The organism is Tsukamurella sp. USMM236, from assembly GCF_037148755.1.
Classification (GTDB): domain Bacteria; phylum Actinomycetota; class Actinomycetes; order Mycobacteriales; family Mycobacteriaceae; genus Tsukamurella.
This window is the reverse complement of record NZ_JBBCSS010000006.1, coordinates 74,676-96,712: the sequence shown is the minus strand read 5'-3', so window position 1 is coordinate 96,712 and position 22,037 is coordinate 74,676. Positions and strand designations below refer to the sequence as shown.

The window sequence follows — 22,037 nt, the reverse complement described above, 5'->3', positions numbered from 1 at the left end:
TCACCGGTTCGAGACAGGGACATCGCATGGCCACATCAATGGATCGACGCACCGCACTCCGGCTGGGCTTCACCTCGCTCGCCTCCGTCACCGCCGCCGCGCTCGCCACCGCGTGCGGCACCGGGGGCGACGAGGGCGCGGCGCCCAGTAGCGCCGGCGCGGCCGCCGAGCCGGGCGCCTTCCCGGTCACGATCGAGCACCAGCACGGCACGACCACGCTGACCGCACCCCCGCAGCGGGTCGCGGTCGTGGGCATCGGCGACCAGGATTCGCTCCTGGCGCTGGGGATCACGCCCGTCCTCGTACCCGTCTGGACCGGCTCGACGGTTACCGGCGTCGGGCGATGGTCCCAGGAACTGGTGCACGGCTCACCGACCTCGCTCCCGAACGCGACGAGCGCGTTCTCGCTCGAGCAGGTCGCGGCAGCACGTCCCGATCTGATCCTGGCGGTGAACAACGCCATCACCGCGGAGCGCTATCAGCAGCTCAGCGCTATCGCCCCGACGGTGCTGCATGCGGCCGGCCAGACGGACTGGGCACTCCCCTGGCAGGACGTGACGCGCCGGGTGGGACGGGCGGTGGGCAGGCCGAAGCAGGCCGACGAGCTGATCGCCGGCGCAGAGGCCACCGTCGCGCGGGCCAAGGCGGCGAACCCGGCCTTCGCGGGGAAGACCGCGGTTCTCGTGATCCGGTGGAAGGACGGCAAACTGCGCGCCTTCGGCCCCGACGCCGCGCGGTTCCAGATCCTGCGCGGCTTGGGCTTCACCCCACCGGCGGCCCTCGCCGACAGGTTCGCGGGCGGCGCGCTCAACACCGAGCTCTCCGCCGAGAACTTCCACCTCCTCGACGCTGACGTCCTCGTGTTCGACAACTGGGAGCGCGACCGCGCGCAGGTGGAGGGCGAACCGGCGTTCGCCTCCCTCCCTGTCGTCGCGCAGAAGCGACTCGTCGGGCTGGATCCGGTGGTCAGCGACGCGCTCTCGATGCCGAACCCGGTGACCATCCCCTACGTCACGAACGACATCGTCGGCCGGCTGGCCGCCGTCCTCACGCGCTGACCGGGCCGGCCTGCGGGGTCACCGCCCGCAGGCCGACCGCGGCGACCATCACGATCGCGGCGACCGCCGCCCAGCCCAGCCAGGCGGGAGCACCGTCGGCGACCCGGTCGTAGCCCCACCCGACCGCGAGCGACGCGACCAACGAAGCAGCGCCGCCGAGGGTGGCCAGCATCCCGTAGTGGGCGCCGAGATTCCGTTCCCCGGCGAGGATTCCAACGGCGTCGCGCAGCGGCGGCACGAGCAGCATCTGCCCGAGGTGCAACACCGCGATCCATGCCATCACCGCCGCCAGATGGCGGCCGTCCGGGTGTGCGGCCGTCGCGGCGGGGATGACGAACGACGCCCCCATGACACCGAGCCCCAACCCGACCGCGCGCCGGCGGCCCACCCTTCGGCCGACGGCGACAGCCGCCGGCTGACCGACGATGACGATCACCGCCGCTCCGGCGAAGACCCACCCGAGCCAGGCCTGCTTCCCCGCCCGCAGCAGCTCCACCGGCAGAACGATGTAGATCAGGCCGTAGGCGCCGAGCTGTACCGAGCCGAACGCGGCGAACAGCATGAAGCGGCCGTTGCCGGTCACCGTCCGCCAGGCGACGGCGAGCTTCGCGCCCGCATCGCCCGGGGCGGCATCGTGCGGCAGGAACCGCCAGAATCCCACCCACATGCCCACGAAGAGCAGGGCCGAGACGAGGGTGACGGCGGCGAACGGCGCCCAGATCAACGCCGCTCCGAGCGCGGGACCGACGACGTTCCCGGCGCGGCTGCACATCTGCTCCAGACCGAACAGCTCCGCCCGCGGGAGCACCCCGTCGTCCTCGAGCCGACGGCCCCAGGCCGCGTCGGTGGACTCGACCGCGGGCGCGAACAGCGCGGCAGCGAAACCGGTGAGCACTGTCCCCACGACCACCGAGACGACCCCGCCGGCGAACGCGAGGACGACGAAACCCACCACCCGCATGGCGATGCCGGACAGGATCATCCGGCGCGCGCCGAATCTGTCCGACAGCGCACCGCCCACGAAGAACATGCCTTGCTGGGAGAAGGTGCGCAGCCCGAGAACCAGGCCGATCATCGCGCCCGTCATCCCGAGTGCGCCGAGATGCCCGGCCAGGAACGGGACGACGAGGTAGAAGCCGACGTTGAACAGGAAGAAGGAGGCGAGCAGCAGGTGCACCGTGGCCGGCAGACGTCGGATCCGCGCGACAGTGGGCATCCGCCGAGCCTAGCGGGGCGCGGGTTCCGCTCAGGCCGGCTGCTTCTCCGCGAGCCGCGCTGCCTCGTCGAACTCGGCGTCGACGGCAGCGTCGGGCTTGTAGGTGGCGAGGCTGACGCCGACCGCGACCACCAGGTTGGCGAGGAAGCCGGGCACGATCTCGTAGAGCTCGAAGGGCGGCCACTGGCCCCAGACGAAGGCGACGGCCGCGCCGACGATGAGGCCCGCCAACGCACCCGGGGCGGTGAGCTTGCGCCAGAACAGCGCGAGCAGCACGACCGGACCGAACGAGGAGCCGAAGCCGGCCCACGCGAAGCCGACGAGCTCGAGGATGCTGTCCGACGGATCGATCGCGAGCAGCACCGCGATCACCGCGACGATGAGCACTCCGAGCCGCCCGAGGCGCACGTACGTCTTGTCGCTGATCTCCGTGTCGCGGCCCGACTTCTCCGCGAAGATCTTGAACAGGTCCTCCACCAGCGCCGACGAGCACACGACCAGCTGCGAGGACACCGTCGACATGATCGCGGCGAGGACGGCGGCGAGCACCAGGCCCGCGACGAACGGGTGGAACAGGATCTGCGCGAGCACGAGGAAGACGGTCTCGGGGTCCTTGGGCGCCTTCTCGGGATGGAGCGCGAAGTAGGCGATGCCGATGAATGCGGTGGAGATGGCACCGAGCGCGGTGGCGACCATCCAGCTGATGCCGAACCGGCGGGCGGTGGAGGCCTCCTGCGGCGAGCGCAGCGCCATGAACCGCACGATGATGTGGGGCTGACCGAAGTAGCCGAGGCCCCACGCGGCCGCCGAGATGATGCCGAGGGCGGTGCCGCCCGCGAACAGGCTGAAGAAGGTCGGGTTCACGGAGTTCACGGTGTCGACGGTGACCGTCGGTCCGCCCACCTCGATGAGGGCGACGATCGGCACGGCGACGAGGGCGGCGAGCATCAGCAGGCCCTGCGCGACGTCGGTGAGGGTGGCGCCGAGGAAGCCGCCGAAGAGCGTGTAGACCATCGTCACCACGGCGACGATGAGCATGCCGTGGATGTACTGCACGCCGAAGGTGCTGTCGAAGAACTTGCCGGCGGCGACCATGCCGCTGGAGACGTAGAACGTGAAGAAGACCAGGATGATGAGGCCGCAGACGATGCGGAGCGACCGCGAGCCGTCGCGCAGCCGGTGCTCGAGGAAGCTCGGGATCGTGATCGAGTTGCCCGCGACCTCGGTGTACGAGCGCAGCCGCGGCGCGACGAACTTCCAGTTGAGCCACGCGCCGATCGTCAGGCCGATCGCGATCCAGGACTCCACGAGGCCCTTGGCGTAGATCGCGCCGGGCAGACCCATCAGCAGCCAGCCGGACATGTCCGACGCGCCCGCGCTGAGCGCGGCGACCCACGGTTTGAGGCCGCGCCCCGCCAGCATGTAGTCGTCGAGGTTGTCGCGCGTCTTCCGGTACGCACTCCAACCGATGTACAACATGGCTGCGAAGTACAGGGTTACTGCGATCGTCTGATAGGTCTGGTCAGACACTAGGGGGTCTCCTCAGGTCCAGGAACCGAAACTCGCCGTTCGTACATGGTCTATACAACCAGCGAAATCCCAGTACGGTGAACTGATCTCGCACGAAGTCAGTCATGCGGAATGGTAAGCTCGGCCACGATTTTCTGCGGCGCTTTCTTCAGGCGCCCCTCGATCACCACGACCCACACCCTAGGAGGGTTCGACCTTGACCGACGGGACGCGCATCGGTGCGGTACTGCGACGCGGATCGATCGGGGTGGTCACCTTGCTGGTGTCGGGAGCCCTTCTGACGCCCGCGTTCGCGTCGGGCGCGCCGACCACCCCGGCACCGTCGCCGAAGCCCGCTTCGCCGAGCACGCCGACGAAGCCGAGCGCGACCCCGAAGCCCGCGCCGGGCGCACCGTCGACGCCCGCCAAGCCGAGCGCGCCGACGCCCGCCCCCACGCAGACCCCCGCCCCGAAGTCGGTCGCACCGGGTGATCGCATCGACATCCTGCAGCGCTCCCTGGGCGGCGGCCGGTTCGAGTCGCTGCAGTGCACCATGGGGTTCGCGGTGACCGCGCCGGACGGCGAGCGGCTCGGCGTGACCGCGGGGCACTGCGGCGCGCCGCAGCAGCCGGTCGGCGTGAAGAAGTGGATCGTCGGCGAGGTCGTGCAGTCGAAGTCCCCCGAGGTCAAGGAGGACCCGAACCGTCCCGGGCACTACTCCCCCGTCGACCCGTTCGGGCCCGACTGGGCGACGTTCCGGCTGACCGATCCGCAGGTGAAGCTCCTCGCGTCGGCGCCCGGAATGGCACCGCGGTCGGTGGGCACGGCGCGCGTCGGGGACCCGGTGTGCCAGCTGGGCTCGGTGAACGGTCGCCGTTGCGGCAAGGTGACGAAGGTCCTGGGTGACTGGGTCGTCGCCGACATCGTGACCACGCAGGGCGACAGCGGCGGGCCGCTCATCCGGACGTCGGACAACGCCGCGATCGGCATCATCACCGACGCCGTCACGCTGACCGACCGCGACTCCGGCAAGGTCACGCAGCGACTCACGCAGTACTACTCGCTGAACGCGGCGCTCCGCGCGGCGGGCGGCGCGCGACTCGCGACCAACTGATCGGGGCCCGGTGGCGGGCCGCGTTCACTACACTGCCGCCATGACCGTCGTGGACGACCTCAAGTCGCGTTTCCTGCAGCTCGGGCGACACCGTGCGGTGTCCCGCATGGTCCGGGCCACCGTCCCGCTCGACAAGGCGGTGACCCGGATCAGTCGCGGCTCGGTGCACCTCATCCCCGAGGCGCTGCTCCCCCAGCTCACGTTGACCACGGTGGGGCGGCGCAGCGGCGTCGCGCGCGCGGTCCCGCTGCTGTACGTGCGCGACGGCGAGGACTTCGTGGTGATCGCCTCCAACTTCGGGCAGAAGCACCACCCCGCGTGGTCGTTCAACCTGGAGGCGACGCCGGACGCCGAGGTGCTCCTGGGCACGCGCCGCATCCCGGTGCGGGCGCGCCGTGTCTCCGAGTCGGACCGGAAGCGCCTGTGGCCCAGCATCGTCGCCGTCTGGCCCGCCTACGACGACTACATCGAGTGGGCCGGCGGCCGGACGATCAAGCTGTTCCGGCTCACGCCTCGCTGACGAGGAAGCCGGTCACGATCTCGGGGTGGACGGTGCGCGCGACCTGCGCCGCGCGCTCGGGCGTCACGTCGACGGCGCCGAACGCACCGGCCGCGGTGGCGACGGTCAGGGTCGCGACGCCCGCGCGCCGCTGGAAGAACGTCTCCCGGGTGACGAACCCGGTCACCCCGTCGAACTCGAGCGCGGTGCGCGTGCGTGCGACGGTGCCCGCACCGAGGACCACGGCGTCGCCGGTGATGACGGTGCCGAGGTTGGCGTAGCGCAGGCGCGCGAGCGCCACCGACAGGATCGCCACGAGGACCGCCCCGGCGAGGGGCAGCGCCTTCCACGCGCCGGGCGCGACGACGCCGAGCGCCACCAGCACGACGATCGGCACGAACGCGCCCAGCACCGCGCGGGTGTAGCGGCGACGCAGGGCCACCGGCCCGTGCGCCTCCAGACGCGTCTCGATGACACCGGGGCGCCCCAGGATCTCGTCGGCCACCTGCACGGCCTCGGCGCGCGGCGCGGGCGGTAGCAGCGTGGGATTGCGATCCGTGCCCGTGGCGATCGCGCGCAACTTCGCGCCGCCCGGCAGACGCATGAGGACGGGCTCGTGCAGCTGCACGCCGCGCACCCGCTTGCGCTCGATCGTCGCCGCCACCGTCGAGATCAGGCCGCGGCTGGTGTGCAGCGCACCGTCGGCCCGGCGGACCAGGCGGAAGCCCCAGAAGGCGAGCACGTAGGCCAGCACCGAGACCAGGATCGACACCATGATCACGAGCACCACGGCGGCCGGGATCACCACGGCCGCACCGAGGTCGAGGATCCTCGCCAGCCAAGACTCGGCGAGCTCGGAGCCGCGCTCGCGCAGGCCCGCCTCGTCGACGATGCGGAAGCCGATGCCGGCGCCCGCCGCGACGACGGCGAAGCCCGTCAGCGAGAACGGGGCGAACCGGATCCACTCCGGCCGCAGGCGGGCGAGCTCCTCCTCGGGAGCGTTCGGCTGGGGCGCCACCTCGGCCCCGTCCTCGCCGGGCGTCTCCGTGGCCGACGGTGTCGCGGTGCGGCGCAGGAGGTCCCGCCCGAGTTGCTCGGCCACCTCGGCGGGGATCGGATCCAGGACGAGCGCGGACTCCTTGCCGCCGACGCCGGTACCGACCACCACCTTGCGCAGCTTCAGCGCGCGCTCGATGGGTCCGGCGGTGACGTCGACGCTGCGGATCCGGTCGCGGCGGGCGGTCGCGGAGACCTTGCGCACCAGGCCGTGCCGCAGTTCCAACTGATCGTCGGTAACCCGCCAGCGAGTGGTGAGCCAGGGCAGCAGGCCGACCAGCACGCTGATGGCGACGCCGGCGATCACGAAGAACACCGGGCCGGCGGCGCGGCCGAGGAAGAAGACGCCGATGAGGGCGGGGATGAGGGACGGGACCGCCTTGATGACGCGGGTGCCGATGCCCCACGGCGAGAGCCGGTTCCAGCCGTCGTCGACGGCCGGTGCGATCACCTGGTCAGGTCGCGTCATCGGTGTCCTCCGCGGCGCTCACGGTCAGCCCGGCGGCGATGGCCTGCGCGGTCTCCGTGGGTAGGCCAGAGATGCGCACCGTGCCCGCCGACGAGGCGGTGGTGACGGTGACCGTCGACAGCCCGAAGGAGCGCTCCAGCGGCCCGGCGACGGTGTCGATCACCTGCACGCGCGAGATCGGGATGAGGACGCGGGTCCGGGTGAGCCAGCCCGCCTGCGAGTACACCGCCACCGCGTTGATCTCCCAGCGGTGGAACGCGTAGCGGAAGCGCGGCATCACGATCAGGTGCGCCGCTGCGACTGCGGCCAGCACGAGGAAGGCCGCGGCGGCCACATACCAGGGCACGTCCGGGATCACCGCGAGCACCACCGTGACCAGCGGGATCACGATCACCCAGCGGATCGCGGCGCGGACCGTCCACCAGGTCTTCGCGCGCGGCGAGACCTGGTGCGCGGGCTGCCTGAGCACCTCTGCGGCGCCCGCGGGGGCGGGGGTTCCGGGAAGGGTCATGCGCCCAGCTAAGCACGACATTCCGCTCCGCTGCCACCACGCCCGGCTAGGGTGGCGCCGAGGAGGCACCATGACCACACATCCCGATGAGCTGGCGGGCCTGACCGGCCTGTTCACCGACCAGGAGCGCGCGATCGCCGATTCCGTCCGCGCGTTGACCGCCCGCGAGGTGGAGCCGTACGTCGCCGACTGGTTCGAGCGCGGCGAACTCGACGACCCGCGCGGCCTCATGCGGAAGCTCGGCGCGCTCGGCCTGCTGGGCATGCACCTCGACGGATACGGCTGCGCCGGAACGACCGCCACCGAGTACGGCGTGGCCTGCCTCGAGCTGGAGGCCTGCGACTCGGGCCTGCGTTCCATGGTCTCCGTGCAGGGATCGCTGGCGATGTATGCGATCTGGAAGTGGGCGAGCGAGGAGGAGAAGCAGCGCTGGCTGCCCGGCATGGCCGCCGGCGAGCTCATCGGCTGCTTCGGGCTGACCGAGCCGGACCACGGATCCGACCCTGCGAACATGCGCACCCGGGCGCGCCGCGACGGCGGCGACTGGATCCTCGACGGCCGGAAGATGTGGATCACCAACGGCTCCCTCGCCGACGTCGCCGTGATCTGGGCGCAGACCGACGAGGGCGTCCGCGGCTTCGCCGTCCCCACCGACACCGCGGGCTTCGCCGCGAACACCATCGAGCACAAGATGTCGCTGCGCGCGTCGGTGACCGCCGAGCTGGTGCTCGACGGTGTGCGCGTCCCCGACTCCGCCGCCTTCCCCGAGGTCCGCGGCCTGCGCGGCCCGCTGTCATGCCTGAGCGAGGCGCGGTACGGCATCGTCTGGGGCGCAATGGGTGCCGCTCGGACCGCACTGGAATGCGCGCAGCGGTACGCGGTGGAGCGCGAGCAGTTCGGCAGGCCGATCGGCGGCTTCCAGCTGACCCAGCAGAAGCTCGCCGACATGACCCTGGAGTACACGAAGGGCGTGCTGCTCGCGGTGCACCTGGGCCGCCTCAAGGACGCCGGGACACTGCGGCCCGAGCAGGTGTCCCTGGGCAAGCTGAACAACGTGCGCGAGGCGATCGACATCTGCCGCACCGCCCGCACGATCCTGGGCGCGAACGGCATCTCGCTCGAGTACCCGGTGATCCGGCACGCGAACAACCTGGAGAGCGTGCTCACGTACGAGGGCACCGTCGAGATGCACACCCTGATCCTGGGCCAGAAGCTCACCGGGCAGAGCGCCTTCCAGTGACCCGCCGTTAGCCCAGAAACCCACCCTGACCAGCCGATTTCACCTTTCGTGGCACTCCTTGCTAATGTATTCCAGCACGCAGCGAGCGAGCATGCGCCATTAGCTCAATTGGCAGAGCAGCTGACTCTTAATCAGCGGGTTCGGGGTTCGAGTCCCTGATGGCGCACAATCGAGAAGCCCCCTCCACCTCGGAGGGGGCTTTTTGGTCTCGTCGGTACTCCAGACTCACTCTGACATTGTCCTGGATGGTCTCGTCCTCCGGGCCGAGGTCATCGAACACTGCTACGGTCCCGTCCCGTGAAGAAGACGCTACTCATAGCTGCCGGAATCACCGCAGTCTCGCTGGTCGCCAGCTGCGGATCGACCGAGACCGCGAGCGCGCCGGCCACGTCAACGACGTCCTCCACGCCGCCGAGCGCATCACCGAATGAGGTCGCGCCATCGTCATCAACCGTGGCGACCACCACTGTGCGCCCCGCAGCGGCGACCACCACAACATCCATCCCGGTCGGCGGAAGCCCATCCGAGCACTACACCGAGGGCACCACGCCCGAAGCTCCTGGAACCACCTGCGGGGCAGCGACCGGAACGCGCCTGATCACCATCGCGCAAGGCTCCATCTCTTGTCTCGAGGCGAGACTGACGGTCGAGCAGTACCTGGCGATCCCGGTCGACGGAGCGCACGGCAACGCCAATGTCCGGCAGTTCGGCAACGGGTGGACCTGCTCGACCCCGACCGCAGGCGCCCAGGCCCGCAACGGCTGGCGGTACAGCTGCAGCAACGACGCGCGAGGCGTACAGCTGCACTCGTACTAGCCCGAGCTGGAGAGCGACGACACTGCACGCGCTGGCGCGTCCGGCCAGTGACTGGTCGGACCGAGCCGTGGACGCTCCCGGCGGCGGATCGTCGAACCCAACCTCGTACAGCTCCGCGAGCAAAGGAACCGAATCGACCGAGCCGCCAAATTCCTCGAGCACACCCTGCTCTGCGCATACCCGATCATCGATGACTGCGAGGTTTGTGCGGGGTTCGCGCGCGGCACGTGGCACCAGCTTGGTAGCTACAACTGTTCCGGCCACGGCGCGGCGATCAGATCGTCAACTGATCGCGCGACGAACACCGAATTGAATCGGTCTTCCGGAGGAAGCTGGCTCCGGACCTCGTCCGACGGCACCACCACGTTCTCAGAGGCGTCGCCGAGCCCAGCTCCGCAGGCGACCATCAGGTCGTACATGAGGTTCCAGACCGTTCCCGTTGTGGGCCTCTCGAAGCCGACGTACCCAGGGTCCACGGTGATCTCGGTCCACAGGTCGTCCGGATCCGACGCATCGCGGTGCAGCCGCTGCCGGTCTCCCGCACCGCCGACACCGTGGCGCGCGAGCAGCTGCTCGACCACCTCGAGGTCCAATTCCGCCTCAGCGCCGCCGCGGTACGCGACGAGGAATGCATCCCAGCCCATGAAGGTGAGTCTATTCGGAAGCTTCGAGCCCAAGACGTCCAGACGGACGTAATCCGGATCGCCCGCCTGACGCTTCGACGGCACCGCTGGAGGCCACCGTGACCACGGTCGCAGAATTGAATCTTCTAAATTTACCTACGCTAAGTTAGTCTGGCAAACGAGCGTGGGGAGCAACCACCTCACCTGCCGCCCGCAGCGTTCTCCCCAGGCTCTCACCCAAGTCGGGACGACGGGGCCGGCGAGTCAGTCGGCCTCGTCATCCTTACCGGCCCCGTAGGCGAAGGCGATGCCCAGGGCGAGGCCGATCCCGACGCCCAGCGCGGGATTCCCCAGCGCCGTCCCGATGCTCGCGCCGAAGACCACGCCGATCGCGAGCCCCAGCGCCAGCTTGTTGTAGCCCTTGTCGCCCCACGGCCCCGACGGGCGGTCACCGTCGTTCTGCGCTCCGGAATCGGGCCGGTCACCGTCGTCGCTCACACCCCGCACCGTACCGGCAGCGCCCTCCGCGGGACCGGTAGAATCGGGATCAATCGGTCCCGTGGGCCGAATCCGACTGAGCCTTTCTGGAGCTGAGCCATGCGCAACCGTCCCGCCGTGTATCGACGTATCCCGACGGCGGTGACGGCACTGCTCGTCTCCGCCGCCCTGGTCGCCGGGTGCACGTCGTCGACCGGCGACGCGGCACTGCCGGACGAGAGCCAGAAGATCACCGACTCGACGCCCTTCTTCGACCTGCTGCGCCCGCAGATCACCTCGAGCGTGCGCAACGGCGCGCTCGACGTGCAGCCCGGCGTCCCCGTGAAGGTGAGCGCGAGCGGCGGCACGCTGACCAGGGTCGTGATGACGAACGCGGACGGCAAGGAGGTGGCCGGCAAGCTCGCCGAGGACGGCCGCTCCTGGATCAACGCCGAGCCGCTGGGCTACAACAAGACCTACAAGCTGCGGGCCGAGGCCAACGGCATCGGCGGCGTCAACGTCGCGAACGAGACCTTCAGCACGCAGTCGCCGAACAACCTGGCGCAGGCGTACTTCACCACCGCCGACAACTCGACGGTGGGCGTCGGCCAGACCGTGGGCGTGAAGTTCGACGAGCGCATCGCCGACCGGATGGCCGCGCAGCGCGCGATCAAGATCGTCACCGACCCGCCGGTCGAGGGCGCCTTCTACTGGATCAGCCCGTCCGAGGTGCGCTGGCGTCCGGAGAGCTACTTCAAGCCGGGCACCAAGGTCAGCGTGGACGTGAAGATCTACGGCGTGGACCTCGGCGGCGGCACCTTCGGCCAGAAGGACGCCTCCACCCGGTTCACCGTGGGCGACGAGGTGATCACCACCGTCTCCGACAAGGACAAGATCGTTCGCGTCACGAAGAACGGCAAGCTCATCAAGACGATGCCCACCTCGATGGGCGGCCCCGGCAACGAGACCCCGAACGGCGTCTACCTCATCGGCGATCACCGCGAGAACATGATCATGGACTCGTCGACCTACGGCGTTCCGGTGAACTCCCCCAACGGCTACCGCACGCTGGTCGACTACGCCGTGCAGATGTCCTACAGCGGCATCTACCTGCACAGCGCCCCGTGGTCGGTGAACCAGCAGGGCTCCACCAACGTGAGCCACGGCTGCCTCAACGTGAGCACCGAGAACGCCCTGTGGTTCCTGCAGAACACTAAGCGCGGCGACATCGTCAAGGTCACGGACACCTCCGGGCCCGTGCTCGAGGGCACGGACGGGCTAGGCGACTGGAACCTGCCGTGGTCCGTCTGGCGTGCCGGCAACGCCAAGTCCGCCGGGTAGCTCCTCCCCCGCCTCCGGGGCTCCGACGGTGACCGTCGGCGCACCGTCGGGCAGCGCGGCGGTGGCGGTGAAGCCGGGCCGGGCGGTGCCGACGAAGGCGCGCAGCCAGTCCCGGAGCACCGCCACGCGGTTGCCCATGCCGGCGAGGTAGTACAGGTGCACGGCCAGCCAGCCGGCCCACGCGACGATGCCGGTGAGGCCGGGCAGCCCGAGCGGCGGCTGGATGACGGCGTGCGGGGTGTCGATCATCGCCATGCTGCCCTTGTCGAGGTAGCGGAAGTGCGTGCCGGGGCCCGTCTTCCCACGGATGATGTCCGCGGCGTGGCGACCCTGCTGCATGGCGACGGGGCTCTGCCCGGGAAGGCCGTTCAGGTTGGTCATGTCGCCGAGGGCGAAGACGTCGGCCCGGCCGCCGACCGTGAGATCGCGGTTGATGAGGAGGCGGCCGTTGCGGTCGGTCTCGCAGCCGGTGGCCTCGGCGATCACGCCCGCGAGCGGGGTGGCCTGGACGCCCGCCGACCAGACCACGGTGCCCGCGGCGATCTCGCGCTCGGCGCCCGCCTTGTCCTTGACGGTGACGACGTCGTCCTCGATCGCGGTGACGAACGTGCCGGTGTGCACCGTGACGCCCGCCTTCTCCAGCGCGGCGAGGGTGTAGCCCGAGAGGGTGCCGCCGTAGAAGGGCAGCACGTCGTCGGCGCCCTCGACCAGGTGGATGCGGATCTCCGCGTCGTCGTGGAAGCGGCGCGCGAGCTCGGCGACCTGGCCCGCGACCTCGACGCCCGTGGCGCCGGCGCCGACCACGACGACGGTGCGCGCGGCGCTCTCGGCGGGTGCGTCGAAGGCGGCGCGCAGCCGAGTCCGGAGGTTCTCTGCGTCCTCGAGGGTCTTCAGGGCGAAGGTGCGGTCGGCCCACTCGTCGTGGCCGAAGTACGCCTGCGCGGCGCCCGCGGCGACGATGAGGTAGGTGTAGCCGATCTGCTCGATGCCGTCGGCGGTCGCGTAGGTGACCACCTTGCGCTCGGCGTCGACCTCGGTGACGTAGCCGGTCACGACGTCGACGGTGCGGCGCCGGCGCAGCACCTCGGCGATGGGCGGCGCGATGCGCTCGCCGACGGTGACGCCGGTGGCCACCTGGTAGAGCAGGGGCTGGAAGAGGTGGGTGCCGTTCGCCGAGATGAGGGTGGTCTCGATGTCCGACTTGGCCAGCTGCTTCGCGACGGCGAGGCCGCCGAATCCCGAGCCGATCACCACGACGTGGGTGCTGCGCATGATCTTCTCCTCCTTCAAGACGTCGTTGTCTACTACCAGATTGGTGCATGGATGATCACGCTTCAACCTGGTAGATCACCGTCCTGATGATGCGATCCATCGCATCTGTTCATACAATGGCGGTATGGAATTCCGGCAACTCGAGTACCTCGTCGCGGTGGCCGATCACGGCGGCTTCTCGCGCGCGGCCAAGCAGTGCTTCGTCTCGCAGTCGGCGGTGAGCCACCAGATCGCGACCCTCGAGAAGGAGCTGGGCGCCGAGCTCTTCGAGCGGGCCGGGCGGCGCGTCCGCCTCACCGACGCCGGCGAGTCCCTGCTCCCCCGCGCCCGCGAACTGCTCCGGCAGCGGGACGAGGCGATCGACGCGGTGCGCCCGCGGCCGGACCGGATCCGGCTCGCGGCGAACATGTCGTTCGCCCGATCCGCGCTGGCCGCCGCCTCCGACGTGCGCGAGCGGCACCCGGGCGCGGAGATCGACTTCCTCATCAAGCCCTTCGCACAGCGCATCGCCGCGGTGAAGTCGGGCGAGGCCGACCTCGCGCTCATCCGCGGCCGCCTGGACGAGCCCGGCCTCTACCTGGAGCCGCTGTGGGTGGACAACCCGCTCATCGCCTTCTCCACGCGGCATCCCCTCGCGGCCCTCGGCCGGGCACCGTCGACCACGGAGCTGGCGCAGTACCCGCTGCTCCTGCCGCCCCCGCACCAGCAGGTGCTGCTGCACCGGCTCGTCGACAAGGTCTTCACCGCCGACGGGCTGGAGGTGCGGCTCGGCCCCGAGATCCGCGACGACCACCCCGTCGCCTTCGAGTTGATCAACAACCCCGAGGGGTGGACGCTGCTGTACGAGGACCCGCGCCAGCCCGGCATCGCGAGCCGGCCGGCGCCCGGCTTCACGCTGCCCGTGTCCGCGGTGCTGCGCACCGACGCCACACCGAACCCACTGGTGGCGGAGCTGCTGGTGGGGCTGTCGAACGGATACCGCCGGTAGCCGCGCGCCGGTCGCGGTCAGTCGCGGTGCAGGAACCTCCGGCTCAGCGCCCCGACGGTGTCGACCGGTCCCGCGATCGCCTTCTCCGCGACCGAGAGCACCGCGTTGGGAGCACTGAGCAGTGCATTGACCTTCGTGATGGCCGCGTCGGTGCGCGCGACCGTCGCGGCGATCGCCGACATCAGGCGCTCGAACTCCTCGAGGTCGCGGTTCATGCGGACCAACGTCGAATCGAAGTCGGTCATCGTCCGGTCCATGTTCTCCATGGTCGTGCCCAGACCGTCGAGCATCGCCGTCGCCTGATCGATGGTGACGTCGGCGTTGAGCGCAGCGCTCGCCAGGTTGCGGATCCTCGTGCGACCCCGGCCGCCGGCTGCGCCGGTAGCTCCGGAGGTGTCGTCCTGTGTGGCCATGCCAGATACGGTAACTGCATGACTACATCTGCGCGGCTGGAGCCGGGAGTTAATGCACCTTCTTTCACTTTGCCGGACCAGGACGGCAAGCCTGTTTCGCTCGCCGACTACCGTGGCCAGCGGGTTGTCCTCTACTTCTACCCCGCTGCGATGACGCCGGGCTGCACCAAGCAGGCCTGCGATTTCCGCGACAACCTCTCCGATTTCGCCGACGCCGGGCTCACCGTGCTGGGCATCTCCCCCGACAAGCCGGAGAAGCTCAAGAAGTTCCAGGAGCGCGACTCGATCACATTTCCGCTCCTCTCCGATCCGGATAAGCAGGTGCTTACCGAATACGGGGCCTTCGGTGAGAAGATGATGTACGGCAAGACCGTGACGGGCGTCATCAGGTCGACGTTCGTCATCGGCGCGGACGGCACCATCGAGGTGGCGCAGTACAACGTGCGCGCGACCGGCCATGTCGCCAAGTTGCGCCGCGACCTGAAGCTCTAGAGAGGAACCCACCGACGTGGAACGCACCATCTACTCCGAGGACCACCTGCAGTTCGGCTCGGCGGTCCGGGACTACCTGCAGAAGCAGGTGCTGCCGCACGCCGAGCAGTACATCGACGACAAGCTGATCGCCCGCGACGTGTGGCGCGGTCTCGGCGAGCAGGGCGTCCTCGGACTGGAGATCCCGGAGTCGTACGGCGGCGGCGAGGCGGACGACTACCGCTTCAACGCCATCGCGCAGGAGGAGCTGGCCAAGGTCTCGATGGCCTTCGCGAGCTCGGTGGGCATCGACTTCGACATCACCACGCCGTACATCGTGCGCCTGGGCACCGACGAGGCGAAGCAGCAGTGGCTGCCCGCCATCGCCGCCGGCGAGGCCGTGGCCGCGATCGGCATGACCGAGCCGTCCGCGGGTTCCGATCTGGCCGGCATCAAGTCCACGGCGGTGCGCAGCGGCGACGACTGGATCCTCAACGGCTCCAAGACCTTCATCACCAACGGCTACACCTGCGACGTCGCGGTGATCGCCGCGAAGACCAACCCCGACGCCAAGGCCCGCGGCATCTCGCTGTTCGCCGTGGACTGCTCGCTGCCCGGTTTCGAGCGCGGCCGCAAGCTCGACAAGGTGGGCCAGCCCGAGGCCGACACCGCGGAGCTCTTCTACTCGGACCTGCGGGTCCCCGCCAGCGCCCTCATCGGCGAGGTGGACCGCGGTTTCTACCACATGATGGAGAAGCTGCCCCAGGAGCGCATCGGCTCCGCGGTGGGCAACGTGGCGCACGCCAAGCAGATCCTGGCCGAGACCATCGAGTACGCCCGCGAGCGCAAGGCCTTCGGCGCCTCGATCGGCTCGTTCCAGCACAACAAGTTCCTGCTGGCCGACCTGGTGACCCAGATCGAGATGGCCCAGGCCTACGTGGACCAGGCCGTGCTCGCGCACGCCGAGGGCACGCTGACCGCCGTCGACGCCGCGAAGGTCAAGTACATCTCCGCCGAGATCCAGAACAAGGTGCTGGACTCCTGCGTGCAGCTGCACGGCGGCTACGGCTACATGCGCGAGTACCGCGCCGCCCGCGCGTGGATAGACGCCCGCGTCACCCGCATCTGGGCCGGCTCGTCCGAGATCATGAAGGAGATCATCGGGCGCGACCTGGCGCTGTAGTTTTCGACGACGACGGCCGGGGTGCGAGGGCGCGCCCCGGCCTTTCGTCGTTTCTCGGCGGGTACGACGGGTGCCACAGGGTTTCCGGCCGCACGACTCTCGAATTCTGTCCGGATCGGACAGCGTGTCCACAGCGGACAGAATCCGAGAGCGCCGTGCGAGGCACCTCGGGCTCCCGCGGGGAGTCTTCACCGAGCATCGGGTTGCAACCCACTGTCGAGGACGAAGTCCCCGCGGGAAGCCCCACGTCCGCTGGAACGACGAAGGGCACCGTCGGGATGTCCCGACGGTGCCCTTCGTACGTGAGTCCTACTGCGCGGCCTCGATCACCGAGATGATCTTCGGGCGCAGGTCGGCGGCGGCGATGATCTCGTCGACCGAGCCGACCTCCACGGCGCGACGGATGCTGTGCACCCCGTCGAACTCGGAGGCGACCTCGCCCAGCTTCTCGGCGCGGACGGAGCCCCGCACCTCGTCGAGCTCGGCGAGCAGCGCCGCGCGCTCGGTGCCAGTGGCCTCGGCGACCTGCGCCTCGAGGTCCTTGACCCGCGCGTCGTTGCCGGTGCGGGAGTTGACCTCGCCCGAGAACACCACCGCGGCCGCGGGGGCGCCGCCGAGCACCGAGGCGAAGGAGCCCTCGATGGCCAGCACCGTCATGTTCGGGTTCAGCTGCTTGCTGAACACCACGAACGCGCCGCCGTGGTACCGCGAGATCACGCAGAACACGATCGGGCCCGAGAAGTTGACGATCGCGCGGCCGATCTCGGCGCCGTACTCCAGCTGGAGCTTGCGCAGCGACTCCGGCGAACCGTCGAAGCCCGAGAGGTTGGCGAGCACGACCAGCGGCCGGTTGTCGCTCGCCGCGTTGATCGCGCGCGCCGCCTTCTTCGACGACTGCGGGAACAACGTGCCGGCGGTGTAGGTGTCCGGGCCGTCCGTCGCCGGGAAGCCCAGGCGCGGCACCGACTTCGACTCGATGCCGAGCAGGCAGACCGGGATGCCGCCGATGTGCACGTCCTGCACGACCGCGGTCTCGGCGTCGGCCATGCCGGCCCAGCGCTCGAGCACCTCGTGGTCCTGGTCGGACAGCGCGCGCATCACGGTGCGGATGTCGAAGGGCTTCTTGCGGTCCGGGTTCTTCTCCGCGGAGAAGATGTCGCCGACGGTCGTGAAGTCGCTGTCGGCGAGCACGTGCGGGAACGTCGTGATGTCGCGATCGGACGGGTCCGTGGTCGCGGCACGACGCGGCGCCTGCTCGCCGGGGGCGATGTAGGTGTGCGCGTAGTGCCCCATCAGGATCTGGTGCGCGCCCATGAGATCCGCCGCCCAGTACTGCGCCTGGCCGTTCGGGCCCATGATGCGGTCGTAGCCGCCGATGCCGAAGTTGTCCTCCGCCGAGACGCCGCCGGAGAAGTCCAGCGACTGCTTGCCGGTGAGCACCATCGCCGACTCCGGCGTCATGATCAGCACGCCCTTGGTGTGCATGAGCATCGTCGCCTCGGCGTTCCAGTACGGCTGCGCGCCCACGTTGATGCCCGCGGAGACGATGTTGATCTCGCCGCCCTGCTGCGTGAACTCGACGATCTTCTTCAGCGCCGCCGCGACCCAGTCCATGTTCTCGGTGCCCGAGTCCATCGAGATGCGGGCACCCGCGGAGAGCGCGTACCACTCGACGGGCAGCTCCATCCGGTGCGCGAGGTCGATCGCCGCGCTGATCCGGCGGCACTCCGCCTCGGCGAGCGCGCCCAGCGACTTGGTCGGATCGCCCAGCAGCAGAACGCGCTTGACGCCCTCCGGGTACAGCTCGGTCGCGGTCGAGATGACGCCGACCACGATGCCCGCGGTGTTGCGGCCCTTCGGCCGGTCGGTGGGCACCAGCACGTCGGCGATGTCGCCCTCGGCCAGCTCGTACTCGACGAAATCGCCCAGCGCGGCGGTCAGCTCGTACGGGTAGACGGTGTTGCGGCTCGCGGCGCGCAGCACCTTCTGGCGGTAGCCGTCGATCGGCTCGACGGTGTCCTCGACCGGCTCGCCGATGTGCAGGTCGGCACGACCGGTGGGGCTGAAGGACACCCGCACCTCGGTCTTGACGAGCTCGCCGGACGCCGCGTCGCGGCGACGGCCGATGAGCAGCACCTCCTCGAGGCCCGCGCCGACCGTGGTCGACCCGATGTGGCCGGCGAGCGCCTCGAGCTCCGCGTCGCTGAGGTCCACCGGCGGCCAGATGTACATGACGATCCGGTTGGTGGGCAGCCGCTTCGCGCTGGGGCGGGCGGCCTGTGCCCGGCGGATCGAGTCCACGCACGTGGCGAGCGCGATCTCCGCGGTCGGCAGCGCCAGCAGGCGGCCCTCGCCGTCGCGGACGGCGGCCAGGTCACGGACCTGGGCGAAGGCGACCAGGCGGTCATCGGCCGGGTTCTCCTTGGCGACCGCGCGGTAGAGGTACACCTCCTCGTCGTCCGACGAGGTGAGGCGCGTCAGGTCGAAGCGGCGAAGCCGCTCCAGCTGCATGCGCTGCGCGATGTACGGGTGCAGGCCGCGGATCAGGCGGTCCTCGACGACCCCGTTGGTCGCGGCGCGGAACGTGAAGTGGTGGTGCATGACCGCGCCGCCGCTGCCCGCGACGGTGATCGTCACGCGCCGGACCTGCGCCGGCAGCGGGTGCGCCGACAGCACGCTGTCGAAGGCCGCCACCATCTCGTCCTGGTCCTCGGGCTGCTGCTCCCAGCTGAGGTAGATATCGGCGTCGACCGACGCCGCGCCCTCCGCGACCTGCGCCAGCCCGGCGACCGCGTCGCTGAGCCCGTCGTAGGCCACGGCGGCAGAGGCGAGCAGGGCACCGTCGCGCTCGGCGACGACCCACTCCGTGCCCGCGACGTCCTGCGTGCGGACCTCGGCGAGGCCCTTGTTGCCGTAGTAGCGGCGGGTGAGGACCTCGAGCATGACCGCGTTGTCGGTGGGGTGATCCCCCGCCAGGCGCTCGCCCAGGAGCAGGACCAGCGGCTCGGTGCTGCGCACCATCTCCGCGACCCGGTCGGAACGGTCTGCGGCCGTGGGGTTCTGGTCGAGGTGCGTCAGGTGCGCACGGACCGCCGAGTACACGCCCTCGCGGTTGCCGCGCAGCAGCGGCTGACCGAACCAGGCGAAGACCACGCCGCGGGCGAGGTCGGCGATCACCGGGTAGCGCGACTGCGTCGCGTCCATGAGCCGCTCGAGCACGGCGCGCGCGTCGCCGCCCTCCTCGACCGACGGTGCCGGCTCGCGCAGCCACTTGCGCAGCAGCGCGGTGATGGCGCGGACGCCGACCTTGGGCCGCTGCTGCGCCAGGAAGACGCGGAAGACGGCCGACTCGAGGTCGGTCGTGCGGTCGAGCTCGGCGACGCCGTAGTGGCCGAGGGCCGCGGCGAGCTTGGCCCGGTAGGAGTCCGGCAGTCCGGCGCGGTCGGCGTCGAGGCTGCGGAGGTAGGTGTGGAAGTGCTCGCGGGGGCTGTGCACCTCGTCGTCCCCGCCCACCGAGCGGCGCAGGCCCAGCTCGGCGAGATCGGCGAAGACGCCGGCCAGCGCGAGCTCCGCGCCGGCGGGAGCGGCGCCCTCGAGCTCCGCGGCGACGCGGTCCACGAGGTACTCGTCGAGCAGACGGCTCTCGTCGGCCGGGTCGACGTCGTAGCCCAGCAGCTGGCTGCGCAGGGCGTCGCGGCCCGCGGCGGCGCGCTCGACGGCGCCCACCTGCGCGGGCTCCGCCGGCAGGTCGATGGGACCGGCGGCACTGCCGGCGGCCTCCTCGTCGCCGTCGCCGAGGGGCTCGAGGCGCAGCAGCGGCGCGCCCGCCTCGACCTGGCTGCCGACGGTGACCGCGCACTCCTTGAGGCGCGCCGAGAAGGGCGAGCGGAGCACCGTCTCCATCTTCATCGACTCGAGGACGAGGATCGGCGCACCGGCCTCGACCTCGTCGCCGACGGCGACCGGGACGGCGACCACGAGCGCCGGCGCGGGCGAGCGGACCACGCCGCCCTCGTCGCGGCTGACGCGGTGGGTGACGCCGTCCACGTCGACCACGTGGACGGGGCCGTGCGTGCCGGTGGTGAGCCGGTACCGGACGCCGTTGACCACGGCCTGGCCGGTGTGGTTGTCGAAGCGCTCCAGGTCGACGTCGGCGGTGCGGGTCTCCGCGCCGGTGTCGATGACGAGCCGGAAGTTGTGGGCGCCGGTGCGGGCGACGCGGACGCGGTAGCTCGCGCCGCGGAGCTTGAAGTCCAGCGGGGTGCCGCTCTCGTGCTGCACCTGCGGGCGGCCGCCCGACGCGGTCGTGAGCAGGCGGGTGAGCTCGGCGCGCTCCTCGTCCTCGTAGGCGTCGATCGCCGCGGAGGCCAGCGCCACCGACGTGTGGCGGTCGGCGACCAGGCGGCCCTCGCCGCGGACCCGGTCGATCCAGCCGGTGTCGGCGCTGCCGTCGATCACCTCGGGCTGGTTCAGCAGGTCGAGCACGAAGCTCTTGTTGGTGGCGCCGCCCTCGATGATGACGCGGGTCTCGTTCATGGCGCGGCGCAGGCGGCCCAGCGCCTGGTCGCGGTCGCTGCCGTACGCGATGACCTTGGCGATCATCGAGTCGAAGTCGGCGGGGATGGTGTCGCCCTGCGAGACGCCCGTGTCGATGCGGATGCCGGGGCCCGCGGGCAGGTCCAGCAGCGCGATGCGGCCAGGGGCGGGAGCGAAGTCGCGGTCCGGATCCTCGGCGTTGAGGCGGGCCTCGATGGCGTGGCCGCGCTCGACGGGGCGCTCGCCGTCGAGCTTGCCGCCGGAGGCGACGTGCAGCTGCGCGCGGACGAGGTCGAAGTCGTTGGTGACCTCGGTGATCGGGTGTTCGACCTGGAGGCGGGTGTTCACCTCGAGGAAGGCGAGCAGGTCGTCGCCCGGGTGGTAGAGGAACTCGACGGTGGCGGCGCCGCGGTAGCCGACCTTGATGGCGAGGCGCTCCGCGGACTCCTTGAGCCGCTGCACCTGCTCGGGGCCGAGCACCGGGGAGGCGGACTCCTCGATGACCTTCTGGTTGCGGCGCTGCACGGAGCAGTCGCGCACGCCGAGGGCCCACGCGGTCTCGCCGTCGGAGATGACCTGCACCTCGACGTGGCGGGCGCCGGTGACCAGGCGCTCCAGGAAGACGACGCCGCTGCCGAAGGCGCGCTCGGCCTCGTCGCGGGTGCGCAGGTAGGCGTCCTCGAGATCGGCGTCCGAGGCGACCATGCGGATGCCGCGCCCGCCGCCGCCGGCGGTGGCCTTGAGCATGAGGGGGTAGCCGATGTCCTTGGCCTTGGCCTTGGCGTCCTCGAGCGTCTCGACGGGGCCGCGGCTCCACGGCGCGACGGGGACGCCGACCTCCTCGGCGATCAGCTTGGCGCCGATCTTGTCGCCGAGCTGCCGCATCGCCTCGGGGCTCGGGCCGACGAAGGTCACGCCGACCTCGGCGCACTTCTCCGCGAAGACGGGATCCTCGGCGACGAAGCCCCAGCCGACCCACGCCGCGTCGGCGCCGGTCTCCTGCAGGGCGGTGCCGAGCAGCTCGTAGTTGAGGTACGGCCGCGCAGCGGCAGGCCCCAGGTCGTACGCGATGTCGGCCTCGCGGACGAAGGTCGCAGTGCGGTCGACGTCGGTGTAGAGGGCGACGGTCTCGATCTGCTGCCCGGTCTCGGCGGCCAGGTCGCGGACCGCATGGATGAGGCGCATCGCGGCCTCACCTCGGTTCACGATGGCGATTCGGCTGAACACTCGCTTGTTCCCTTTCGG

Annotated in this window: 20 protein-coding genes and 1 tRNA gene; 10 read left to right on the top strand and 11 right to left on the bottom strand. The window is 70.5% G+C overall.

Annotation, left to right across the window (positions count from 1 at the left end; genetic code table 11):
- The first annotated feature begins 26 nt into the window (after positions 1 to 26).
- Positions 27 to 1,058: an iron-siderophore ABC transporter substrate-binding protein gene (locus WFK95_RS19240; protein ID WP_336671627.1), complete on the top strand. Its 1,032-nt coding sequence runs from the start codon at positions 27 to 29 to the stop codon at positions 1,056 to 1,058.
- Here WFK95_RS19240 and WFK95_RS19235 read toward each other — a convergent pair.
- From WFK95_RS19235 to WFK95_RS19225, 3 genes are all read right to left on the bottom strand, one after another.
- Complete coding sequence (locus tag WFK95_RS19235) at positions 1,048 to 2,274, bottom strand: MFS transporter (protein ID WP_336671626.1); 1,227 nt, start codon at positions 2,272 to 2,274, stop codon at positions 1,048 to 1,050. The two genes, WFK95_RS19240 and WFK95_RS19235, sit on opposite strands and share 11 nt — an antisense overlap.
- Positions 2,275 to 2,304: 30 nt before the next feature.
- Entirely contained in the window at positions 2,305 to 3,804 is a 1,500-nt protein-coding gene (putP, locus tag WFK95_RS19230; RefSeq protein WP_336671625.1) for a sodium/proline symporter PutP, read from the bottom strand.
- Positions 3,805 to 3,984: 180 nt separating this feature from the next.
- On the bottom strand, positions 3,985 to 4,281 hold the full coding sequence (locus tag WFK95_RS19225) for a hypothetical protein (RefSeq protein WP_336671624.1): 297 nt from the start codon (positions 4,279 to 4,281) through the stop codon (positions 3,985 to 3,987).
- A gap of 67 nt (positions 4,282 to 4,348) precedes the next feature.
- On the opposite strand from WFK95_RS19225, the gene WFK95_RS19220 reads away from it, so the two are divergent.
- Together WFK95_RS19220 and WFK95_RS19215 are read left to right on the top strand one after the other, a co-directional pair.
- On the top strand, positions 4,349 to 4,897 hold the full coding sequence (locus WFK95_RS19220) for a peptidase S1 (protein WP_336671623.1): 549 nt from the start codon (positions 4,349 to 4,351) through the stop codon (positions 4,895 to 4,897).
- Between the two features lie 40 nt (positions 4,898 to 4,937).
- Complete coding sequence (locus WFK95_RS19215) at positions 4,938 to 5,417, top strand: nitroreductase family deazaflavin-dependent oxidoreductase (RefSeq protein WP_224646289.1); 480 nt, start codon at positions 4,938 to 4,940, stop codon at positions 5,415 to 5,417.
- On the opposite strand, the gene WFK95_RS19210 is transcribed toward WFK95_RS19215, so the two are convergent.
- Both WFK95_RS19210 and WFK95_RS19205 read right to left on the bottom strand, forming a co-directional pair.
- Positions 5,404 to 6,921: a PH domain-containing protein gene (locus WFK95_RS19210; RefSeq protein WP_336671622.1), complete on the bottom strand. Its 1,518-nt coding sequence runs from the start codon at positions 6,919 to 6,921 to the stop codon at positions 5,404 to 5,406. The genes WFK95_RS19215 and WFK95_RS19210 overlap by 14 nt on opposite strands.
- Positions 6,908 to 7,432: a PH domain-containing protein gene (locus tag WFK95_RS19205; protein WP_224646292.1), complete on the bottom strand. Its 525-nt coding sequence runs from the start codon at positions 7,430 to 7,432 to the stop codon at positions 6,908 to 6,910. The genes WFK95_RS19210 and WFK95_RS19205 overlap by 14 nt, the downstream gene beginning before the upstream one ends.
- Before the next feature lie 70 nt (positions 7,433 to 7,502).
- On the opposite strand from WFK95_RS19205, the gene WFK95_RS19200 reads away from it, so the two are divergent.
- Entirely contained in the window at positions 7,503 to 8,672 is a 1,170-nt protein-coding gene (locus tag WFK95_RS19200; protein ID WP_336671621.1) for an acyl-CoA dehydrogenase family protein, read from the top strand.
- A gap of 93 nt (positions 8,673 to 8,765) precedes the next feature.
- A tRNA-Lys gene (locus tag WFK95_RS19195) sits at positions 8,766 to 8,838 on the top strand.
- A gap of 103 nt (positions 8,839 to 8,941) precedes the next feature.
- On the opposite strand, the gene WFK95_RS19190 is transcribed toward WFK95_RS19195, so the two are convergent.
- Positions 8,942 to 9,139 (bottom strand): hypothetical protein, encoded by a 198-nt coding sequence (locus tag WFK95_RS19190; RefSeq protein WP_336671620.1) that lies wholly within the window; start codon positions 9,137 to 9,139, stop codon positions 8,942 to 8,944.
- Between WFK95_RS19190 and WFK95_RS19185 the strand changes: the two genes are divergently transcribed.
- Positions 9,126 to 9,488, top strand: a complete 363-nt coding sequence (locus WFK95_RS19185; RefSeq protein WP_336671619.1) for a hypothetical protein — start codon at positions 9,126 to 9,128, stop codon at positions 9,486 to 9,488. The two genes, WFK95_RS19190 and WFK95_RS19185, sit on opposite strands and share 14 nt — an antisense overlap.
- Before the next feature lie 245 nt (positions 9,489 to 9,733).
- Here the strand turns inward: WFK95_RS19185 and WFK95_RS19180 are convergent, their stop codons facing one another.
- Positions 9,734 to 10,132 carry a hypothetical protein gene (locus tag WFK95_RS19180; protein ID WP_336671618.1) on the bottom strand — a complete coding sequence of 133 codons (399 nt, stop codon included), beginning with the start codon at positions 10,130 to 10,132 and terminating at the stop codon, positions 9,734 to 9,736.
- 243 nt (positions 10,133 to 10,375) lie between these two features.
- Positions 10,376 to 10,609, bottom strand: a complete 234-nt coding sequence (locus WFK95_RS19175; RefSeq protein ID WP_336671617.1) for a hypothetical protein — start codon at positions 10,607 to 10,609, stop codon at positions 10,376 to 10,378.
- Between the two features lie 99 nt (positions 10,610 to 10,708).
- Here WFK95_RS19175 and WFK95_RS19170 point away from each other — a divergent pair, with 99 nt between their 5' ends.
- Positions 10,709 to 11,929: a L,D-transpeptidase gene (locus WFK95_RS19170; RefSeq protein WP_336671616.1), complete on the top strand. Its 1,221-nt coding sequence runs from the start codon at positions 10,709 to 10,711 to the stop codon at positions 11,927 to 11,929.
- Here WFK95_RS19170 and WFK95_RS19165 read toward each other — a convergent pair.
- Positions 11,867 to 13,201 (bottom strand): NAD(P)/FAD-dependent oxidoreductase, encoded by a 1,335-nt coding sequence (locus tag WFK95_RS19165; RefSeq protein WP_336671615.1) that lies wholly within the window; start codon positions 13,199 to 13,201, stop codon positions 11,867 to 11,869. The genes WFK95_RS19170 and WFK95_RS19165 overlap by 63 nt on opposite strands.
- 124 nt (positions 13,202 to 13,325) lie before the next feature.
- Between WFK95_RS19165 and WFK95_RS19160 the strand changes: the two genes are divergently transcribed.
- Positions 13,326 to 14,189, top strand: a complete 864-nt coding sequence (locus tag WFK95_RS19160) for a LysR family transcriptional regulator (protein WP_336671614.1) — start codon at positions 13,326 to 13,328, stop codon at positions 14,187 to 14,189.
- Between the two features lie 17 nt (positions 14,190 to 14,206).
- Here the strand turns inward: WFK95_RS19160 and WFK95_RS19155 are convergent, their stop codons facing one another.
- Positions 14,207 to 14,602 (bottom strand): hypothetical protein, encoded by a 396-nt coding sequence (locus WFK95_RS19155; protein WP_336671613.1) that lies wholly within the window; start codon positions 14,600 to 14,602, stop codon positions 14,207 to 14,209.
- Between the two features lie 18 nt (positions 14,603 to 14,620).
- Here WFK95_RS19155 and bcp point away from each other — a divergent pair, with 18 nt between their 5' ends.
- A complete protein-coding gene (gene bcp, locus WFK95_RS19150) occupies positions 14,621 to 15,094 on the top strand; it encodes a thioredoxin-dependent thiol peroxidase (protein WP_224646309.1) in 474 nt (157 codons plus the stop codon).
- 16 nt (positions 15,095 to 15,110) lie between these two features.
- Positions 15,111 to 16,256 carry an acyl-CoA dehydrogenase family protein gene (locus tag WFK95_RS19145; RefSeq protein ID WP_336671612.1) on the top strand — a complete coding sequence of 382 codons (1,146 nt, stop codon included), beginning with the start codon at positions 15,111 to 15,113 and terminating at the stop codon, positions 16,254 to 16,256.
- Between the two features lie 309 nt (positions 16,257 to 16,565).
- Here WFK95_RS19145 and WFK95_RS19140 read toward each other — a convergent pair whose 3' ends face one another.
- On the bottom strand, positions 16,566 to 22,019 hold the full coding sequence (locus WFK95_RS19140; RefSeq protein WP_336671611.1) for an ATP-binding protein: 5,454 nt from the start codon (positions 22,017 to 22,019) through the stop codon (positions 16,566 to 16,568).
- Positions 22,020 to 22,037 lie beyond the last annotated feature (18 nt).